Origin of the sequence: Streptomyces sp. 11-1-2, assembly GCF_003595545.1 — a bacterium.
Taxonomy (GTDB): Bacteria; Actinomycetota; Actinomycetes; order Streptomycetales; family Streptomycetaceae; genus Streptomyces; species Streptomyces hygroscopicus_B.
In genome coordinates this window covers 3,869,989-3,888,177 of the sequence record NZ_CP022545.1, presented here as the reverse complement: position 1 = coordinate 3,888,177, position 18,189 = coordinate 3,869,989, and the positions used below count along the sequence as shown (strand labels likewise).

Below are 18,189 nucleotides of genomic sequence, written 5' to 3'. Positions count from 1 at the left end.
CGCCGGAACGCCTGCGGGGAGGGCACGAGCCAGCGCATGAGCGAGCATGACGACGTCGGGCGGCAGCCCGGCTCCATCGAAGACATGGTCCCGGAGGCGGTGGTGAGCGAGCCGACGGTACGGGACTCCGCGGTCCGGCTCGTCCTGGCCTCACCCTTGTACCGCGGCGCGACCATCGCCCTGTTCCTGGCGGGGCTGGGACAGTCTGCGGCCGCGCCGCAGATCGCCCTGTTTCTGACCAAGGACCTGGGCGGCTCGCTGACCGCCGCCGGCCTGTTCTACCTCACGAGCCTGACCGCGCCAGTGGCCGGCTACCTGGTCGGTGCGCGGTCGGACCGCACCGGGGGGCGGCTGGGGCTGTTTCGCGTGTGCGCCGTCGCGGGATTCCTGGGCTGGGCGGGCATCGCCTGCGCGACGCGGCTGTGGATGCCCTTCGTCATCGGGGCCGTCGTCCTCGGCTTCGCCGTTGCCTCCGCCTCCCAACTCTTCGCCGCCATCCACGACGAACTGGGTGTCCGCCCCAGCGCGGTCGGCGACGGGGTGGTCTCCATCGTGCGGATGGCGCTGACCGCCGGCTGGATCGTCGGACCGTCCGCCGGAGCCATCCTCGCGGCCCGCTTCGGACTGCGGCCGATGCTGTTCACCACCGCGCTGTGCGCCGTGGCGCAGCTCGTCCCCTTGGGCATGCTCCGGACACCGCCGAGATCGGGGTCCGCGAGCCCGTCACGGAAGACGGCGCTGCCGGAAGTCCCTCTTCGGATGAAGGTGCGGACGATGGGACCGCTGCTGCTGTTCACGGCGCTGTATGTGCTCGTGTACGCCGGCGAGCCGATCAAATACGCATACCTGCCGATCTACATGATCGACCGCCTGCACTTCCCCTCCGGGATCGAAGGCGCGATCGTCGGCATCCAGCCGCTGGTGGAACTGGTGCTGATGCCGCTCTCAGTCCTGGCCGCCCGAAGAATCGGGATGATGCGGCTCATGGTCGTTGCGGCCGGCTTCGGCGTCGCCGCCAACGTCTGCTTCGCCACCACGGGCAGCGCACCCGGACTCTTCGCCGGGCAGATCCTCATGGGTGGGGTGTGGGGGGTCTTCGCGGCGCTGGGGATCATCATGGCCCAGCGCCTCCTCCCCAGCGCCGTGGCCACCGCTTCCGCGATTTTCATGAGCTCCACCGCGCTGAGCTCCGCGCTGGGAGGGTCCGTTGGAGGGTTGGGGGTCGGGGTGGTCGGCCTGCCCCACGTCTTCCTCGTACCGGCCACGTTCGCGCTCATCGCCGCCATCGGGCTTTTGCTCATGGACCGGTCCACCAGGAAGTCGCAGGCATCCTCCTCGGGCCCGCCTGAGCCGAACGAAACGTCCTGGGCGTAGTTCTCCTCCAGCACGGCCTCCATGGGTGTGAAGCTGGAGACTTGGTGTCCTGAGTGACGCCGCAGGACCTCGCGCTGGATCGCGGATTGTGCCTTGCCCTTCTGATGAGTCAGCCTCTATCTTCCTTCGCAGTCGATTCATCGGATATCGCGCTCGGTCCTCGGAAGGGACGCCATGAGATCCAGACATCCGTGGTCCGCCCGCACGTTGCGCCGTTTCAGGGTGCTCACCTGCGCTATCGCGGCATGCGGTGCTGCGGCACTGTGCTTCGTGGCCCCCGCTTCCGCGGCCGAACAGATCGCAGACGACACTCACCGGACTTCAGTCATCGGACCTATGGCCAGCCGAGCGTCGGTCGACAACTCCAAACGAACCGTCGTCGACGTCACGGACTTCGGTGCGGACCGCACCGGAAAGTCGGACTCCGCCGCCGGGATCGCGGCAGCCATCACGCACGCGAAGCGCCTCCACCGCCCCACGACGATCCGCTTCAAACCCGGCACGTACCAGATCTATCCCGAGCGCACTCCCAAGCGGGAGCTGTACGTCAGCAACACGGTCGGGACCGACCAGGCGTTCAAGACGAAGAACATCGGCATCCTCCTGGAGGACATGCACGACGTCGTGGTGGACGGCGGCGGCGCGACCATCCTCAATCACGGGTTCCAGACCATCTTCGCCACGATCCGCTCCACCGACGTACGGTTCACCAACTTCACTCAGGACTGGGTCACCCCGAAGACGGTCGACATCACGGTTGCCGAGACCGGCATCAGGAACGGACGGGCCTACCGCGTCATCTCGGTGCCCCGGACCTACCACTACGCCGTGGAGGGCGCCTCGGTCCGCTGGACGGGGGAGCGGAGTCCGGTGACCGGGCAGCCGTACTGGACGGGCACGAACTCCTTCAACTACGCGCAGGTTCACGACCCTTCGGCCAACCGGACCTGGCGTACGTCGAACCCGGTCTTCGAGAACGTAGCCAAGATCACCGACCTGGGCGGTAACCGACTGGAGATCGTCTACAGGAGCGGCGCCGCACCGACGGACGACGGATACGTCTATGCCATGCGTGAGGACACCCGGGACACGCCCGGTGCCCTGTTCTGGGAGTCGGCCCGGATCACCGTCGACCACATGCGGCTCGGCTACCTGCACGGCTTCGGACTTGTCGGCCAGTTCAGCGAGGACATCACCATCGACTCGGTCGTGTTCAAGACCGACCGCAGGACCGGCCGCGTCACGTCCTCCTTCGCCGACCACATTCAAATGTCGGGGGTCAAAGGCACCGTACACATCACCAACTGCGTCTTCGACAACCCGCAGGACGACCCCATCAACGTCCACGGCACCTACCTCGAGGCAACCGGCCTGGACGCGGAGCGCAAGCGACTGGATCTGCGCTACATGCACAACGAGACGTCGGGCTTTCCCCAGTTCTACGCCGGCGACGTGATCGAGCTGGTCAACAGACGCACCATGCTGGCAGTGCCCGGCGCCACGGCAACCGTTGTCTCCGTGGACGGACCCACCGGCCGGAGTGTGCCTGCCGGCGCCGATCCGGAAACGTACCTGCGCAACATGACCGTGACGCTCGACCGAGCCCTGCCCAAGTCGGTCGCCGACACCCCCGGCGACTATGCCGCGGAGAACATCAGCTACACCCCGTCCGTCGTGATCAAGGGCAACACATTCCAGGCGGTCCCCACCCGGGGCATTCTCGTCACCACCCGCAAACCGGTGCTGATCGAGAACAACCACTTCGACGGTATGACCATGTCCAGCATCTCCATCTCGTCCGACGCACGCTCCTGGTACGAGTCCGGGCCCGTACGGGACGTCGTCATCCGCGGCAACGTCTTCGACCGTCCGGCCAGCCCGGTGATCTTCTTCGACCCCACCAACCAGGACGCCGTGGCCGGACAGCCGGTGCACCGCAACGTCCGCATCGAGGACAACGACTTCAACCTCACCTCCGCGACGGTGATCTCCGGCCGCAGCGTCGGCGACCTCACCTTCCGCGGCAACAGGATCCAGCGCTACGCCGGCCTGCACCTGACCGGGTCGGGCCGGCCGCTGTACGTCGGCAGCACCGCAACCCTCTCCACGGACGCGCCACCCGCGAACAACACCGCCCCGCTCTTCACCTTCGACGGTGCCGACGACATCACTCTCGCCGGCAACACCTACGACAAGGGCTTCAACAAGCGAGTCAACACCGCGGGTATGCCTGTCTCGGAGGTCACCGTCGTCCGTGACGATCTCGCCCTGAACGCCGACAACGTCACGAGCGCACCCGTGTCGGTCACCTACACCAGCTCGGCCCCCTCCGTCGCCATCGTCGACAGCCACGGAGTGGTCACGGGAGTCGGCGTCGGTCGGTCCGTCATCACGGCGCAGGCCACGTACGACGGCAAACGGGTCCGCTCCAACCCCGTGACGGTGTCGGTGGCGGCTCCACCTGCCCCGCCGACCGGTGAGGCGTGGGTGAGCGACCTGACCTTCACCTCCCAGACCAATGGCTGGGGCCCGGTCGAAGCCGACCAGAGCAACGGCGATTCGGCCGTCGGAGACGGCCACACCCTCACGATCGGCACCACGGCCCATGCCAAGGGCCTCGGCGTGCACGCTCCCTCCGAGGTGGGCCTCCACCTCGGCAAACAGTGCTCCAGGCTGACCGCTGCCGTCGGCGTGGACGCGGAGGTGGCGCAGAACGGCAGTGTCGCTTTCGAAGTCTGGGCGGACGGCAAGCAACTGTGGAAGAGCGCTGTTCTGAGGGGCGCCGACCCGGCGAGTCCCGTCGATGCCGACCTCACGGGCGCGACCAGACTCCAGTTGCGAGTCACCGACGGCGGTGACGGCAGCTCCTACGACCACGCCGACTGGGCAGCCGCACGACTGACTTGCTGATCCGTCAGGCACCGTACTGTGCGCAGGAAACCGGTTGCGTCAACGGTCGGCGAACGAGCACACCGGACCGCACTCCGCTCACGCCCCGCTCGTCTCCTGTGGGTAATCCGTGGGAGCGGGATATGCGCCCGAACGGACTACGCTGTTCAAAGGTGGCTGTACTTCGACACTTCGAGAGATGTGGGTCTTCGGACCGGGAGCGGGGACCGATGAGCGACGCACCACTGCCGGGCGCCCTTCGGCTCCCCGATGGCTCCTGGGTCCGTGGCCGGGGCCTGCGCCACCCACGACCGGACGGGCCGCTGCCCGGCTTCGGCCTCTACCTGGGGTCCACCCGGCTGCGCCAGCGGCATGACGGGGAGCTGGAGTGGGAGCGCGCGTGGATCGAGTGGCCCGATTTCCTGCTGCCGCGTGACCGTGACCTGGCCGTGCGGCAGATCCGCGCGCTGCACCAGCGGGCACGGGCGGGCACGCCCGTCGAAGTCGCCTGCGGCGGTGGCGTCGGGCGCACCGGGACCGTCATCGCCTGCCTGGCCATCATGGCGGGGGTGTCGCCCGCGGACGCGGTGGCCTGGACGCGCGCGCACCATCACCGCCGGGCCGTCGAGACCCCTTGGCAGCGGCGCTGGGTGGCTCGGTTTCCGGGCGGCTGACACCGACGACCCGGCGGCCCCCTTGACCGCCGGGTCTTGGGCGCTCAGCCGTGGGAGACGGTCAGGCCGTAGAAGCCGACGCGCGCTCCGTTCGTGGTGCTGTCGGAGGACGACTGGTTGTAGGAGCCGGCCTTGAAGTACTGCTTGTAGGAGAAGAAGGACGACGGGATGTCGTAGTGCGTCGTGGCGCCGTTGACCGTCAGGTCGATGGTGTCGCCGCCGGAGACGCCGATCGTGTAGTTCCAGGTCTTGCCGACCGACACATTGCCGACGTTGTGCAGCGTCTGGCCGCCCTCGGGTGAGTTCTCCGTGCCGAGGAAGATGTCGCCGTTGGCGCGGTAGTACAGCTCCACCAGCGGCTTCGTGGAGGACCCGCCCGTGCCGAGGTGGATCTGCCCGACGCAGACGTTCTTCGTCACCGACACCACACGCAGCGTCGCCTGCAGCTTGTGGGAGCCGCTCAGCGACCAGTCCGCGGCGCCGCCGTTGCGGTTCATCTCGCGCAGTTCGGAGCGGGCGTAGTTGGAGTTCGGTGTGGTGACGCCCTTCTCCGGCGCCCAGAACGTCATCGCCCCGTCGCGCTTGTCGGTGTAGAAGTAGTCGTCCTGGAATCCGTTCGCCCCCTGGAGCCGGGACGAGGGGATGGTCGTCGGCTTGCCGGGGGAACCGACCGGTTCCTGGAGTTGCCACACCGACAGGTCGAAGTTGCCGCCCGGCGCCTTCGACGGGTCGGCGAAGGTGGCCGCGGGGGAGGCGCCGGCGGGGGCCGCGAGGGCCAGGCCGCCGATGACGGTGGTCACGGTCGCCACGGCGGTGAGCAGCGTACGGATGCGCATGGGAATTGCCTTCCCGTGGGGGGTTGGTATGGACCGCGCGTCCATGTACATGAAGCGTGTGTTCCGTTATGAACGACGAGATCTGACGAGACGGTAGAGTTGTGGTGTGTCCGCGTCAATCCTCCGTGCGGAGAAAGGCCGCCCGAGGCCGCTGCGCGAGCGCTTGGCAAGGTCGGTGAGAGGCCGGGCAATTGAGGCGCCGCAAGCGGTGGGGCGGACGTGCGCGCCGCCTCTCAAAAACCACGTGTCACTCGGCCACGCCGTGCGATACGTTCCGCATGGCGATTCCACTTCCCTGTCAAAGGACTGAAGCCCATGGACTCGGCGTCCCCCAGCGGCCGCCGTCGGCACTGAACGATCGGTGCCACACGCGTCTCCTCACGGCGGCCCCACGTATCCGCACGCCATTCCTTTCGCGGCGCCTTACGCCGCGTTTCTTCGTGAGGTCACATCACCATGGGCACTGACGTCCAGAGCTTCGCCGTAGCCAACCTCCGCCGCCGCCCCGTGCTTGTCGAGGCCGGGGGCTTCGTGGCGGGGTTCGAGCCCGGCACCACCAGCCCCTACATCAACTACGCGACCCCGCTCCCCGGCACCCGGCCCACCGCCCGGGACGTCAAGGAGCTGATCGAGGCGTTCCGGGTACGCGATCTCAAGCCCCGGCTCGAGTTCGCACCGGACGCCGCGCCCGCCGTGGAGCCCGCGCTGCGGGAGGCGGGGTTCACCGTGGAGGCGGTGCACGCGTATCTGGTGTGCACCCCGGAAAGGCTCACGCTTCCCCAGGACACGGAGTCCGGTCCGGCGGCCGTCCCGGTGTCGGTCCCGTCCACGGACGAGGACTACCGGGCGATCGACGCCGCGCTGTCCGAGGCGTTCGTCGGTGAGTTCGCCTCCTCCCCGGAGGGGGCGGCCCGGCTGCGCCGCATACAGGAGGACGGGGGAGCGGTCCGGTTCGTCCGGGCACCCGATGGGGGCTGCGCCGGCGGGGCCACCTGCTCGGCGCCCGCCGTGGGCACCGCGGAACTGGCGGGCGTGGGCACTCGGCCCGCCTTCCGCGGCCGGGGCATCGCCGCCGCGGTCACCGCCGCGCTGACCGAGACGATGTTCGCCCGAGGAGCCCAGTCGGTATGGCTGGAGTACTCGCGTGAGGGCTCCCGCCGCGTGTACGAACGCGTCGGCTACCAGCCCCTCGGCACCCGTCTGTACATGAGTCTCGAGCGCTGACAGAAGCTGACAGAAGGGGGCGGTTCGCTCTACGGTCGCGGCCGTAGAGCACACCGCGCCCTACTGCTCAGGGTTCAGCGCGGGGCCGCCGCCTCCAGCTCGTCCACGCTTCCGGACATGATCGTGCGGATATGGGCGGTGAGGTGCTCGATCGGCCAGTCCCACCAGGCCAGGGCCAGCAGCCGGGCGATGTCCTCGTCGTCGTAGCGGCGGCGGATGAGCTTGGCCGGGTTGCCGCCGACGATGCCGTAGTCGGGAACGTCGTCCACCACCACGGAACCGGAGGCGATGACCGCGCCGTGGCCGATGCGGACGCCGGGCATCACCATCGTCCGGTATCCGAACCAGACGTCGTGGCCGACCACGGTGTCGCCCCGGCCCGGCAGGCCGGTGATCAGGTCGAAGTGGTCGGCCCACGAACCGCCCATGATGGGGAAGGGGAAGGTGGACGGTCCGTCCATACGGTGGTTGGCGCCGTTCATGATGAACCGCACCCCTTCGCCCAGCGCGCAGAACTTCCCGATGACCAGCCGCTCGGGTCCGTAGTGATAGAGCACATTGCGGGTCTCGAACGCGGTGGGGTCATCCGGGTCGTCGTAGTACGTGAACTCCCCGGCCTCGATCAGCGGCGAGGTGATCAGCGGCTTCAGCAGCACCACCCGTGGCTGCTCGGGCATCGGGTGCAGCACTGTCGGGTCGGCGGGTATGGCCGGCATCGGGTATCGCCCTTCCTCGTCCGGAGAGGTTTTCTCGCCATGATCGCAACCTCGGCGCCCGGTGTCGCGCGCATTCCGCGGGGCGTCGGCGGGGGCGTCCGCGAAGCAACCCGAGCGGGCTTCCTGGAGTCCTTGAGCGGTGAAGCCTTCGTTCGCATCCGCGTTCGTGTCGGTAGCTGTGCCCGCTGTCCGTGCCCGTTGTCGTGCCTCTTGTCCGTGACCGCTCGATCCGCCTCGCGAGGTGCCGCCGTGCGTTCGTCCGTTCCCGTCGCCGCCGTGACCGTCTCCGTGCTGCTGCTCGCCGGGTGCAGCGAGGGTGGCCACGGGGGCCCGAAGCCGGTGGAGGGCGCCACGAAGGGGACGGCCGCTGCCTCGCTCGGGGACTTCAACGGCGACGGTTACGACGACTTCGCCACCGCCATCCGCCCCACCAGCGCCTCCCGGGGGCCGCTGCCCGCCCGGCTGGCGGTGGTCTACGGCTCGGCGCACGGCCTCGACCCGCGGCACCGCCTCGTCGTCGACGGCGCCGAGGACGACTACGTCGGGCCCCTGCTGCGGACCGATCTCGACGGCGACGGCCTCACCGACCTGGTGACGGCACGCTTCCGGCACGGGAGTTCGCCGCGGGGCGAGCGGACGGGGGAGACGGTGATATTGCGCGGCGGCCCCCGTGGGCTGGCCGCGCCGCGCCCGCTCCGGGGCGGCGCGGCCGGATTTCTGGCGCTGGCCGTGGGGGACTTCGACGGGGACGGCGCGGCCGACCTGCTGGCCTCGGCGGCCGACGGCCGGGGTGCGGTACGGGTGCTGTACGGGCCGTTCGGCGCCAAGGCGGGTCCCGCCCGTACCACCCCGCTCCCCACCGGCCGGTCCCACCGCGCGGCACCCGCGACCGCACCTGCCACCGCCACCGCCGGGGACTTCGACGGCGACCGTCGCACCGATGTGGTGCTGACCTACCGCTACGACGCGGTTCAGCCGGAACGGGCGGACCAGTCGGATCAGCCTGACAAGCCCGACCACCCTGACCGGCCCGACCAGCCGAATCACCCGGAACCCGACGACACCGCCCCCCTCGACACCCCCGTCGCCCACTACCGCGGCGGCCCCAAGGGCCTGGTGCGGGACAAGCGGCCCGAGGCGCGCCTGGCCCACGCCCTCGGCACGGAGGACGGCCCGCGCGAGCCCGCGGCCGGGGACGCCGACCACGACGGGATCGACGATCTGCTCGCGCCCGGCCAGGGGACCCTCGGCCCCGGGCGGCACCGCGGCTCCGGGCGGCTGACCGTCGTCCACGGCGCCAGGTCCGGTCTGGGCCGGGGGCGTTCGGATCTCACGGTCGATCCGTCCGGGCCTGGCCTGCCCGGCGACGCACGGCGCGGCGATGGCTTCGGCGGCTCCCCGGCCGTCGGCGACATCACCGGCGACGACCGTCCCGACCTGGTGGTGGCCACCCCGGAGAAGAACTACGGCAACGGCCGGCTCACCCTGCTGCCCGGTTCACGGCGCGGGCACGGCCGCGAGTACGACCCGGCCGCGAGCGCGCACGAGGGGAACGGCGGGGAGCAGACCCTGGACCTGGACACCCCGGGGGTGCCCGGCCGGCACACTCCGTACGGCTTCGACGCCTTCGCCCCCCAGCCCCCACTCCTCGACGTCGATGGCGATGGACACGACGATGTGATCGCCGCCGCGCCCGGCTACGGCCACGGCAGGACGGGTGGCTTCTGGGTCTTCCGGGGGACCGATAGCGGGCTGTCCACCAGGGATGTACGCCGTTTCACCCCCGCCGACCTGGGCATACGCTTCCGGACGGCCTGACCCGCGGAGCAGCCGTAAGGGCGCCACGGCCCCGGAATAACGGCGGGCGGTGGCGGGGTTACCGTCCATGTGGCATCTGCCGACGTACGGAAGCGGGTAACGCAGGCATGAGCACTAGCACCGTTGAGCTCACCAAGGACAACTTCGACGAGATCGTGTCCGGGAGCGAATTCGTTCTGATCGATTTCTGGGCCTCCTGGTGCGGGCCGTGCCGGATGTTCGCGCCCATCTACGAGAAGGCCGCCGAGCGCCATCAGGATCTGCTGTTCGCCAAGGTGGACACCGAGGCCCAGCCCGAGCTGGCCGCCGCCTTCGACATCCAGTCCATCCCCACGCTGATGATCGTGCGGGAGAACATCGCGGTGTTCGCCCAGCCCGGCGCCCTCCCCGAGCCGGCCCTGGAGGACGTCATCGGCCAGGCCCGCGACCTCGACATGGACAGCGTGCGGGCCTCCATCGCCGCCGCGTCGAACGAGAAGCGGGCCATCGACGAGGAGAAGGCGCAGGCCGCCGCCGGAGACGAGAAGGCGTCCGGCGACCGTGGCTGAGCTGGTGCTGATCCGGCACGGCGAAACCGAGTGGAGCCGGTCGCGCAAGCACACGAGCTGGACCGATGTGCCCCTGACACCGCGCGGTGAGGAGCAGGCCCGCGCCCTGCGTCCGCCGCTCGCCGCGCGGAAGATCGGGCTGACCCTGGTGAGCCCGATGGCGCGGGCCATGCGCACCGCTCGGCTCGCCGGGCTCGAGGACCTCACGGTCGAGCCCGATCTGCTCGAATGGGACTACGGCGGCTACGAGGGCATCACCACCACCGAGATCCACCGCACCCGCCCCGGCTGGAACCTGTGGACCGACGGCGTCCCGCCGGGCGGCCCCGACCACCCGGGGGAGTCGCCCGAGCGGATCGGCGCCCGTGTGGACCGGGTGCTCGACCGGATCGCCGCCGAGCTGGAGGCGGAGGACGGCGCCGATGTGGTGCTGGTGGCGCACGCCCACGTCCTGCGGGTGCTCACCGCCCGTCGGCTGGGCCTGCCCCCGTCCGCCGGTGCGCTCTTCCGGCTGGACACCGCGACCGTGAGTCGACTCGGAACTGAGCATGGTCGCCCGGCCGTGGTCGCCTGGAACGTAGGCTCGGAGTCGATCTCCGGGCAGGGGGCGACCGGAAGCGGTGGCACCCCCGCCGGGTGATCATCTCCACGCATATCTCACGTCCGACAGGAAGCAGGGAACAGCGAGCATGGCTACGACGCGTACCGCGCACACCGTCTGGCAGGGCAATCTGGCCCAGGGACAGGGGACCGTCACCTTCGACTCCTCCGGCATCGACCAGCAGCCGGTCTCCTGGCCGTCCCGCGCCGAGCAGGCCAACGGCAAGACCAGCCCCGAGGAGCTGATCGCGGCGGCCCACTCCAGCTGCTTCTCGATGGCGCTCTCGCACGGCCTCACCCAGGCGGGCAACCCGCCCACCCAGCTGACCACCCAGGCCGACGTCACCTTCCAGCCCGGCACCGGGATCACCGGCATCCACCTCACCGTCGAGGGCACGGTGGAGGGCCTGGACGAGGCCGCGTTCACCGCGGCGGCCGAGGACGCCAAGAAGAACTGCCCGGTGAGCCAGGCGCTCGCCGGTACGGAGATCACGCTGTCGGCGAAGCTGGCCTGACATTCTCCATACGCTGCAGCAGACCCCAGGTGAACTCCGCCACATAGTGGCGGAGTTCTCCGTTGTCCGCCTCCGGCGCGTCGAAGGCCAGCCGCCAGCGGGTGGGCGCCGAGCCCTCCATGGGCCGCGCGGGCGCGAAGGCGCGCGCCACCTCGTCCACCGTGCAGGACCAGGGCACGAGGTCGGCGGCCGTGCGCAGCCGCGGGGCGGGCGCGCCCGGAGCGCGCACCAGCCACTCGTTCCACACCGCCCCGTTCGGTGCGGTGAGCACCTCGAACCGCAGATCCGGCCACAGCGGCACGGACCAGCTCAGCGCCTCGCTCGTCAGATCGCCGATCCGGCGGGTGGAGGTGGACTCGGGCGGGCCCAGCACGGAGCGGTAGTGGGCGACCGCCGAGCGCCGCCGTGGTGAGCGTTGCATGGCCTGCCAGCGGCGGTTGGCCTCGCGCATCACCGCGCGCCCGAAGCCCAGCTCGCGCAGTGCGTCCTCGACCAGCCCCGGCTGATGGTCGGCCATCCGCCGCAGCAGCACGAGGACGAAGGGGAAGGGGGTGGGGAACGCGTCGGGCTGGGAGAACGAGCCGGGTGCGGAATCCATGGCTCCTACTTTGCCGGACCATTGCCGGGGGAAGTCCCCTCCGCATAACCTGTGTTCGCGATACCGGCCACCGGCCGGAATCTCGAACGCTTGCCATCTGACCAGAAGGGGAGGGCGAGCACTATGGGACGCCTGGTGCCCGCGGTGACACGGGCTCTGGACATACTCGAGCTCTTCCTGGACGGAGACGGCACCCTCTCCGCACCCGAGATCACCCGTCGGCTCGGCCTGCCCCGTACGACCGTCCATGAGCTGGTGACCACTCTGGCCGCCCGTTCCTATCTGGTCCAGGTACCCGACCAGCCCGGCCGCTATCGGCTCGGGGTGCGGCCGTATCAGCTGGGCAGTCGCTACGCCGAGCAGCTCGACCTGGCCGCCGAGGGCCGGCAGGTGGCCCGGAGCGTCGCGGAGACCTGCGACGAGACCGTGCATGTCGCGATTCTCGAGGGCATGGACGTCATCTACATCGCCAAGGTCGACTCCACCCACGCCGTCCGCATGGTCTCCGCCGCGGGCCGCCGGCTGCCCGCCCACTGCACCTCGGTCGGCAAGATGCTGCTCGCCTCCCTGCCGGACGACGCCCTGGACGCGCGGCTGTCGAACGAGCAGCCGCTGGCCGCGATGACGGACAACAGCATCACCTCCCCCGTCGAACTGCGCCGCCATCTCCTCACCGTGCGCGAGCGCGGCATCGCGGTCGAGCAGCGGGAGTCCAACCCGGATGTGAGCTGCGTGGCGGCTCCTGTACGGGACTCCACGGGCAAGGTGGTCGCGGCGCTGTCGATCTCGGTGCCGACGATCCGCTGGAGCGAGGAGCGCCAGGCCGAGCTGACGGAGCTGGCGGCCAAGGGCGCGGGCGAGCTGTCGGTGCGACTGGGATATCGGAGGCGGGACATATGAGCACACGGCCATCGCTCGAAATAGCGGTGCGCGCGAGCGCCGTGCTCGGTGAGGGACCCACCTGGGACGCCGCCGCCCGGCGGCTGATCTGGGTGGACATCCTCTCCTCCCGCGTCCACACCTACGACCCGGCCACCGGCCGCCGCACCACCCTGGCCACCGAGCAGCATGTCGGCGCGGCCAAGCCCCGCGCGGGCGGCGGTCTTGTGGTCAACCTCCGCGACGGCATCGGGGTGTACGGGGCCGACGGCGGCTTCGACTGGCTGCTGCGCGAGGCGGTCCCCGGCCGCCGTGGCAACGACGCCGCGGTGGCGCCGGACGGCGCGCTCTGGGCGGGCACCATGCGCTACGACGAGACGGCCGGCGGCGGCACGCTCTCCCGGTTCGGGGCCGACGGCTCCCCTGCGGAGTTCCTGCCGGAGGTGACGGTCAGCAACGGCATCGGCTGGAGCCCGGACGGCCGCCTCATGTACTACATCGACACCCCCACCCGCCGTATCGACGTCTTCGACGTGGACGACGCGGGTGGGACGGCGGTCTCGGGCAGGAGGCCGTTCGCCGAGGTCGAGAAGGGCGCGGGCTACCCGGACGGGCTGTGCGTGGACGCCGACGGCGCGGTGTGGGTCGCCCTGTGGGACGGCGCCGCGATCCGTCGCTACGCCCCCGACGGGACACTCGATCGGGTGGTGGAGCTTCCGTTCCCGCGCCCGACCGCGTGTGCCTTCGGCGGTGCGGACCTCACTGATCTGTATCTGACCTCGGCACGGGTCGGACTCGGCGCCGCCGCGCCGCCGCACGCCGGGTCGCTGCTGGTCATCGAGGGTGCGGGGCAGGGTCTGGCGCAGCCCGCCTTCGTCGGCTGAGCGGGGGCCGGGCGGGCATCGGCCGCCGGTGGGAGAGGGCCTGACGAGGGCTTTCGTGCGGTTCTTTGCACAGGATCCTCACACCCCGCGTCCTGCCGACCTACCCGTTGGTCACATAACCTGCCCGGCGAAATGGATTACTGCTCTCCCTGCCGCCGCCATCTCAACGGTGCCGTCTCCTGCCCCGGTTGCGGGACGCCCGCTGGGGACCTCGGCCTGCCCTCCGCCGCATCGGACACGGCACACGAGGGCGGGGCCGACACGCCCGCGCCCCGTGCGGAGCGGAGAGCCGACCGGCGTACGGGCGGGCGTGCGGATCGGCGTGCGGCGCAGGCGTCCCCCGACTCAGGGGCCACCCCTGCCTCGCGCCGGAAGCCCAAGCCTCGTCTCATCGGCAGCCGTGCCCGGCGGGCCCGCCGGGGGCGTGGCCGCCGGGTGACGATCATGGCGGCGGTGCTCGGCCCGGTGCTGGCCGCGGTGTTCGTGGCCGAGCTGGCCACCGAGGGGCACTGGCGGGAGTCCTCCCCGTCGCCCAGTCGGCAGGAGCCGGTGGCCGACCGCACCGGCGGGGTGTCGGACTCCGACGAGCCGGTCACCCAGGACACGACCGGCCCGAGCGAGCTCCCCTCGGCGTCGGACAGCGGCCAGGGAGAGGACAAGGACGCGTCCAAGGGCAAGGGCAAGGACGACGGGAAGTCCGAGGACGAGAAGGACGACACCTCCTCCGATCCGGACGGGGACTCGTCCTCGGACCCGTCCGACACCACCTCCTCGGCCCCGGGCGGTCCCGGTACGACCCAGCGGCCCACCACGCCGTCGCATCCGGGGCCCACCGCCCCGGCGACCGTCGCACCGACGCCGACCCCGTCGCCCTCGGAGACCTGCAATCGCTTCCTGTGGTGGTGCACCTAGCCGGGCATCCCGGCGCGCTACGGCTCCGCTCTCGCTGCGGCTCCGTCTTCGCTACGGTTCCGTCTTCGCTACGGCGCGACGCCCAGCATCCGCTTGAGCAGATCGCGCAGCACCGTACGCTCCTCGTCCGAGAGCTCCGCCAGCGGTTCGCGCGCGAAGTCGAGCGAGCCCCGGAGCCGCTCGGCGGTCTCCCGGCCCGCGTCGGTGGCGGCGGCCAGCTTGACCCGCCGGTCGGCCGGGTCGAGGCGGCGCTCGGCGAAGCCGCGCGACTCCAGGCGGTCCACGATCCCGGTGACGTTCGACGGCTCGCACTTCAGCTGCTGGGCGAGTCGGCGCATCGGCGTCGGGCCGCGGGACAGCAGGCCCAGCACCCGGGCCTGTGCCCCGGTCAGGGAGTGCTTGGCCGCGGCCTCCTCGTATTCCTCGTGATAACGGGCCACGATGGTGCCGATGAGCTCGACGACCTCAAGGGTCAGCGGGTCGATGCGGGACGTCATGGCAACCAGAGTACCCATTTACTTGACAACATGAAATATCCAGCAGCATGATTGTTTCATCTGCTGAAACGTATGAGAGGCACCTTCCATGTCCGTCATCCCCACCACCGGTCGTGAATGGCACCTGGTCGCCCGCCCCCAGGGGTGGCCGAAGCCGGAGGACTTCGCGCTGCGCGAGGCCCCGGTCTCCGAGCCGGGCCCCGGGCAGGCGCTGGTCCGCAATCTCTACATGTCGGTGGACCCGTATATGCGCGGGCGCATGAACGACGTGAAGTCGTACACGCCGCCGTTCCAGCTCGACCAGCCGATGGAAGGCGGCGCGGTCGGCAAGGTCATCGCCTCCAACGCGGACGGACTCTCCGTCGGCGACCACGTGCTGCACTTCGGCGGCTGGCGTGAGTACGCGACGGTGAGCGCCAAGAGCGCCGTCAAGGTCGACCCCGAGGTCGCCCCCCTCCCCGCCTACCTCGGCGTGCTCGGCATGCCCGGCCTCACCGCGTACGCGGGGCTGCTGGAGGTCGCGTCCTTCAAGGAGGGCGACGCGGTCTTCGTCTCGGGCGCGGCGGGCGCGGTCGGCAGCGAGGTCGGCCAGATCGCCAAGCTCAAGGGCGCCTCCCGGGTGATCGGCAGCGCCGGTTCGGACGAGAAGGTCCGGGTGCTGCTCGACGAGTACGGCTTCGACGCGGCCTTCAACTACAAGAAGGGCCCGGTCGCCGAGCAGCTCAAGGAGGCCGCGCCCGACGGGATCGACGTCTACTTCGACAACGTCGGCGGTGAGCACCTCGAGGCCGCCATCGGCCGCCTGAAGGTGCACGGCCGGATCACCGTCTGCGGCATGATCTCGCAGTACAACGCCACCGAGCCGCCCGCCGCCCCGCGCAACCTCGGGATGGTCATCGGCAAGCGGCTGCGGATCCAGGGCATGCTGGTCGGGGACCACCAGGCTCTGCAGGGGCAGTTCTTCGAGGAGGTCGGCGGCTGGATCCGCGAGGGCAAGCTGCACTATCGCGAGACCGTCATCAAGGGTGTGGAGAACGGGGTGGACGCCTTCCTCGGCATGCTCCGTGGAGAGAACACCGGCAAGATGATCGTCGCGTTCGAGGACTGACGAACCGAGGACCCGGCGAGGACCCGGGCCACGGATCCGACGCCCCCTGCCACCCGTTGGCAGGGGGCGTCGGCGGGTCGACTACGGCAGCACCACCGTCGTCAGCGAACGCGCCGGCAGCTCGACCGCCAGCCGTTCATCGCGCACCCGCGCGGCCCCGACCCGGCTGAGCGCATGTGTGTCATCCGTCCGGTAGACCGCGCCCCGCGCATCCCCGGCGTCGGCGCCGACTCCGCGCAGCGCGTAATCCGCGCGCACCGGGTCCGCACCGGTGTTGAGGATCTCCAGGACCCGCTGTCCGTCCCGGTTCCGGAAGGCCGTCGTCCTCACCCCGTCCGCCCCGGAGTCCGCCGCGACCCGTACCGCCCCGGGCCGGATGAAACGGCTGTACGCGGCCAGCGCCCACAGCCGCTTCGACACGTGGTATTCCGGGCCGTCCAACTGGATCAGGCTCCGGGTGGCGCCCACCGAGGCGCCGAACCAGTACACATACGCACTCGCCCCCGCGTCCGCCAGCGTCGTGTGGATCGCCTCCGCGACCGCGAAACCGTCATATCCGCTGTGGTCGTCCCACGCCTCGTTCCACGTCGTCCCATTGGGGCTCCACTCCGACATCCAAGTGCGGCGGCTCGTCGGCAACGGCTGGTCGGAGGGGGTGACATACGGATGGCCCGTGTGCACCGCCACCTGGTCCGCCGCCTCCTCGTCGGCCTCGATCGCGGCGGAGAACGACGCCTGCTCGTCCCATCCGGCCGCATCGCAGCACACCAGATTGATCCCGGCTCGCCGCACCGCGGGGCCGACCGCCTTGACCACCTCGACCGCTTGGCGCGGGGTGAACTGCATCGAGGCGTAGGACGTGGCGAGGTCCGGCTCATTGGTGAAGCCGAGATCGGTGATCCGCACGCCCTCCTGGCGGTAGAACGTGGCGTATTGCACCAGGTAGTTGGCGTACGCCCGTTGCCACTCCGCCTTCAGCGTCCCGCCGTTCGCGTCCGTCCCGTTCGTCTTCATATAGCCCGGCGCGCTCCAGGCGTCGGCGTAGAAGCGCGTGACGCCGTACCGCTTCGCCTCCTTGGCCAGCCACACCTGACCGCCGTCGTCGCCGTCCCACTCATAGCGCGGAGGCGCGTCCGGGCCGCCCGGGTCGGTGGGCTGGATGGACTTCATATGGTCGTAGACCTCGTCGGAGGACGAGCCGATGCCGAGCCGCAGAATGCTCAACCCGGCGCCTGTGGCGCGGTTCAGCAGCAGCTCCAGTACCTCCCGCTGATGTCGCGGCGTCAGCCCCTGCGCGCCGTGCATCACATCGGCGCGCTGGAACGCCTGCGAGAAGCCGAATCCGTCGATGGGCTGGAGGTGCTGTCCGAAATCCACGGTGCCGTCGCCGCCGGGTTGTTGCGCGGTGGCGGGCGATGTGGCCAGCGGGATCAGTGCGGCGGCGAGTACGCCGACGAGGGCTGTGCGGACCGAATGGATCACGAAAACTTCCCTTCCCGGCTCCGAAAAGTTCCGGAACGTTTCCGTAACGTCGGCCGCACGGTAGAGGCGGCGGTCGAGTGGGTCAAGGGGGCCAGGTATCGCTCATGAGGTGATGTGCCCGGGGGCGGTGGGTACCCGAAGAGATCCGGCGTTCGCCGGAACCGTAAGAACGGAACCGTAAGAACGGAACCGTAAGACCGAACGGAAAGGTGGCCCCATGTCCACGATGGCCGGTCCGGAACAGCCTCGGTCCGCCTCGCAGGTGCTGGTGGCGGTGAGCGGAATCTCGCGATACGACGCCGAGGCCGTCTTCGGTGTGCTGCGCATGTGCTACGAGTCCGACGAGGCGACCACGAATCTTCCGCAGGACGTGGGGGAGGGGCGGCCCACGGTGTGGACCTCCGTCTTCGAGGTGGCCGACCCCCGCGAAGAGCCCCGCCCCGCCTCCCTGACGGCCCCTGTCACCGCCGACCTCCAGGGCGGCCCCCGCCAGGTGCAACAGGTGGCGGACGTCCTGGCCCACGCCTTCGAGGTACGCGAGCAGGGGGCGGTGGCGGGTGACCAGGAGCGGGAACTCCGGCTGAGGCTGTCCAGCACGGGGATCCGCCCGGAGTGAGCGGTGTTCGGCCGGGTGG

At 70.4% G+C, this 18,189-nt stretch carries 18 protein-coding genes; 13 read left to right on the top strand and 5 right to left on the bottom strand.

Translation table 11 applies throughout. The annotated features are described in order from the left end of the window. Positions 1-36 precede the first annotated feature (36 nt). The 3 genes from CGL27_RS16530 to CGL27_RS16520 all read left to right on the top strand — a co-directional run bounded on the left by CGL27_RS16530 (position 37) and on the right by CGL27_RS16520 (position 4,937). A complete protein-coding gene (locus CGL27_RS16530) occupies positions 37-1,374 on the top strand; it encodes an MFS transporter (protein WP_119987863.1) in 1,338 nt (445 codons plus the stop codon). Between the two features lie 336 nt (positions 1,375-1,710). Next, entirely contained in the window at positions 1,711-4,284 is a 2,574-nt protein-coding gene (locus tag CGL27_RS16525; RefSeq protein ID WP_119987859.1) for an NPCBM/NEW2 domain-containing protein, read from the top strand. Between the two features lie 209 nt (positions 4,285-4,493). Beyond that, positions 4,494-4,937 (top strand): protein-tyrosine phosphatase family protein, encoded by a 444-nt coding sequence (locus CGL27_RS16520; RefSeq protein WP_119987856.1) that lies wholly within the window; start codon positions 4,494-4,496, stop codon positions 4,935-4,937. Positions 4,938-4,981: 44 nt separating this feature from the next. On the opposite strand, the gene CGL27_RS16515 is transcribed toward CGL27_RS16520, so the two are convergent. Next, positions 4,982-5,773 (bottom strand): polysaccharide lyase family 7 protein, encoded by a 792-nt coding sequence (locus CGL27_RS16515; RefSeq protein ID WP_119987853.1) that lies wholly within the window; start codon positions 5,771-5,773, stop codon positions 4,982-4,984. Positions 5,774-6,229: 456 nt separating this feature from the next. Between CGL27_RS16515 and CGL27_RS16510 the strand changes: the two genes are divergently transcribed. After that, positions 6,230-6,997, top strand: coding sequence for a GNAT family N-acetyltransferase (locus CGL27_RS16510; RefSeq protein WP_119987850.1), 768 nt, complete (start codon positions 6,230-6,232; stop codon positions 6,995-6,997). 74 nt (positions 6,998-7,071) lie between these two features. On the opposite strand, the gene CGL27_RS16505 is transcribed toward CGL27_RS16510, so the two are convergent. Further along, on the bottom strand, positions 7,072-7,713 hold the full coding sequence (locus tag CGL27_RS16505) for a CatB-related O-acetyltransferase (RefSeq protein ID WP_078641236.1): 642 nt from the start codon (positions 7,711-7,713) through the stop codon (positions 7,072-7,074). A gap of 249 nt (positions 7,714-7,962) precedes the next feature. On the opposite strand from CGL27_RS16505, the gene CGL27_RS16500 reads away from it, so the two are divergent. From CGL27_RS16500 to CGL27_RS16485, 4 genes are all read left to right on the top strand, one after another. After that, on the top strand, positions 7,963-9,531 hold the full coding sequence (locus tag CGL27_RS16500) for an FG-GAP and VCBS repeat-containing protein (protein ID WP_162952992.1): 1,569 nt from the start codon (positions 7,963-7,965) through the stop codon (positions 9,529-9,531). 107 nt (positions 9,532-9,638) lie between these two features. After that, complete coding sequence (gene trxA, locus CGL27_RS16495) at positions 9,639-10,079, top strand: thioredoxin (RefSeq protein ID WP_119987845.1); 441 nt, start codon at positions 9,639-9,641, stop codon at positions 10,077-10,079. After that, positions 10,072-10,719 (top strand): histidine phosphatase family protein, encoded by a 648-nt coding sequence (locus CGL27_RS16490; RefSeq protein WP_119987842.1) that lies wholly within the window; start codon positions 10,072-10,074, stop codon positions 10,717-10,719. The genes trxA and CGL27_RS16490 overlap by 8 nt, the downstream gene beginning before the upstream one ends. 49 nt (positions 10,720-10,768) lie before the next feature. Next, entirely contained in the window at positions 10,769-11,194 is a 426-nt protein-coding gene (locus CGL27_RS16485) for an OsmC family peroxiredoxin (protein WP_078641232.1), read from the top strand. Here the strand turns inward: CGL27_RS16485 and CGL27_RS16480 are convergent. Continuing rightward, positions 11,169-11,792, bottom strand: coding sequence for a hypothetical protein (locus tag CGL27_RS16480; RefSeq protein ID WP_119987839.1), 624 nt, complete (start codon positions 11,790-11,792; stop codon positions 11,169-11,171). The two genes, CGL27_RS16485 and CGL27_RS16480, sit on opposite strands and share 26 nt — an antisense overlap. 123 nt (positions 11,793-11,915) lie before the next feature. On the opposite strand from CGL27_RS16480, the gene CGL27_RS16475 reads away from it, so the two are divergent. The 3 genes from CGL27_RS16475 (at position 11,916) to CGL27_RS16465 (ending at position 14,467) form a co-directional block, all read left to right on the top strand. Continuing rightward, complete coding sequence (locus CGL27_RS16475; protein ID WP_119987837.1) at positions 11,916-12,692, top strand: IclR family transcriptional regulator; 777 nt, start codon at positions 11,916-11,918, stop codon at positions 12,690-12,692. Next, entirely contained in the window at positions 12,689-13,555 is an 867-nt protein-coding gene (locus CGL27_RS16470) for an SMP-30/gluconolactonase/LRE family protein (protein WP_119987834.1), read from the top strand. Before CGL27_RS16475 ends, CGL27_RS16470 begins: the two co-directional genes overlap by 4 nt. Before the next feature lie 435 nt (positions 13,556-13,990). Continuing rightward, complete coding sequence (locus tag CGL27_RS16465) at positions 13,991-14,467, top strand: hypothetical protein (protein WP_162952991.1); 477 nt, start codon at positions 13,991-13,993, stop codon at positions 14,465-14,467. Between the two features lie 68 nt (positions 14,468-14,535). Here the strand turns inward: CGL27_RS16465 and CGL27_RS16460 are convergent, their stop codons facing one another. Continuing rightward, positions 14,536-14,964 carry a MarR family transcriptional regulator gene (locus CGL27_RS16460; RefSeq protein WP_078641227.1) on the bottom strand — a complete coding sequence of 143 codons (429 nt, stop codon included), beginning with the start codon at positions 14,962-14,964 and terminating at the stop codon, positions 14,536-14,538. Positions 14,965-15,052: 88 nt separating this feature from the next. On the opposite strand from CGL27_RS16460, the gene CGL27_RS16455 reads away from it, so the two are divergent. Beyond that, positions 15,053-16,072, top strand: coding sequence for an NADP-dependent oxidoreductase (locus tag CGL27_RS16455; protein WP_119987828.1), 1,020 nt, complete (start codon positions 15,053-15,055; stop codon positions 16,070-16,072). Positions 16,073-16,153: 81 nt separating this feature from the next. Here the strand turns inward: CGL27_RS16455 and CGL27_RS16450 are convergent, their stop codons facing one another. Continuing rightward, positions 16,154-17,554, bottom strand: coding sequence for a glycoside hydrolase (locus CGL27_RS16450; protein ID WP_119987825.1), 1,401 nt, complete (start codon positions 17,552-17,554; stop codon positions 16,154-16,156). Between the two features lie 217 nt (positions 17,555-17,771). Between CGL27_RS16450 and CGL27_RS16445 the strand changes: the two genes are divergently transcribed. Then, a complete protein-coding gene (locus CGL27_RS16445; protein WP_078641224.1) occupies positions 17,772-18,170 on the top strand; it encodes a hypothetical protein in 399 nt (132 codons plus the stop codon). The last annotated feature ends 19 nt before the right edge of the window (positions 18,171-18,189 follow it).

Bases quoted from the DNA above. Each gene is read 5' to 3' on its own strand.
- CGL27_RS16530 (WP_119987863.1), top strand. From the start codon at position 37: ATGAGCGAGCATGACGACGTCGGGCGGCAGCCCGGCTCCATCGAAGAC.
- CGL27_RS16525 (WP_119987859.1), top strand. From the start codon at position 1,711: ATGGCCAGCCGAGCGTCGGTCGACAACTCCAAACGAACCGTCGTCGAC.
- CGL27_RS16520 (WP_119987856.1), top strand. From the start codon at position 4,494: ATGAGCGACGCACCACTGCCGGGCGCCCTTCGGCTCCCCGATGGCTCC.
- CGL27_RS16515 (WP_119987853.1), bottom strand. From the start codon at position 5,773: ATGCGCATCCGTACGCTGCTCACCGCCGTGGCGACCGTGACCACCGTC.
- CGL27_RS16510 (WP_119987850.1), top strand. From the start codon at position 6,230: ATGGGCACTGACGTCCAGAGCTTCGCCGTAGCCAACCTCCGCCGCCGC.
- CGL27_RS16505 (WP_078641236.1), bottom strand. From the start codon at position 7,713: ATGCCGGCCATACCCGCCGACCCGACAGTGCTGCACCCGATGCCCGAG.
- trxA (WP_119987845.1), top strand. From the start codon at position 9,639: ATGAGCACTAGCACCGTTGAGCTCACCAAGGACAACTTCGACGAGATC.
- CGL27_RS16485 (WP_078641232.1), top strand. From the start codon at position 10,769: ATGGCTACGACGCGTACCGCGCACACCGTCTGGCAGGGCAATCTGGCC.
- CGL27_RS16480 (WP_119987839.1), bottom strand. From the start codon at position 11,792: ATGGATTCCGCACCCGGCTCGTTCTCCCAGCCCGACGCGTTCCCCACC.
- CGL27_RS16475 (WP_119987837.1), top strand. From the start codon at position 11,916: ATGGGACGCCTGGTGCCCGCGGTGACACGGGCTCTGGACATACTCGAG.
- CGL27_RS16470 (WP_119987834.1), top strand. From the start codon at position 12,689: ATGAGCACACGGCCATCGCTCGAAATAGCGGTGCGCGCGAGCGCCGTG.
- CGL27_RS16460 (WP_078641227.1), bottom strand. From the start codon at position 14,964: ATGACGTCCCGCATCGACCCGCTGACCCTTGAGGTCGTCGAGCTCATC.
- CGL27_RS16455 (WP_119987828.1), top strand. From the start codon at position 15,053: ATGTCCGTCATCCCCACCACCGGTCGTGAATGGCACCTGGTCGCCCGC.
- CGL27_RS16445 (WP_078641224.1), top strand. From the start codon at position 17,772: ATGTCCACGATGGCCGGTCCGGAACAGCCTCGGTCCGCCTCGCAGGTG.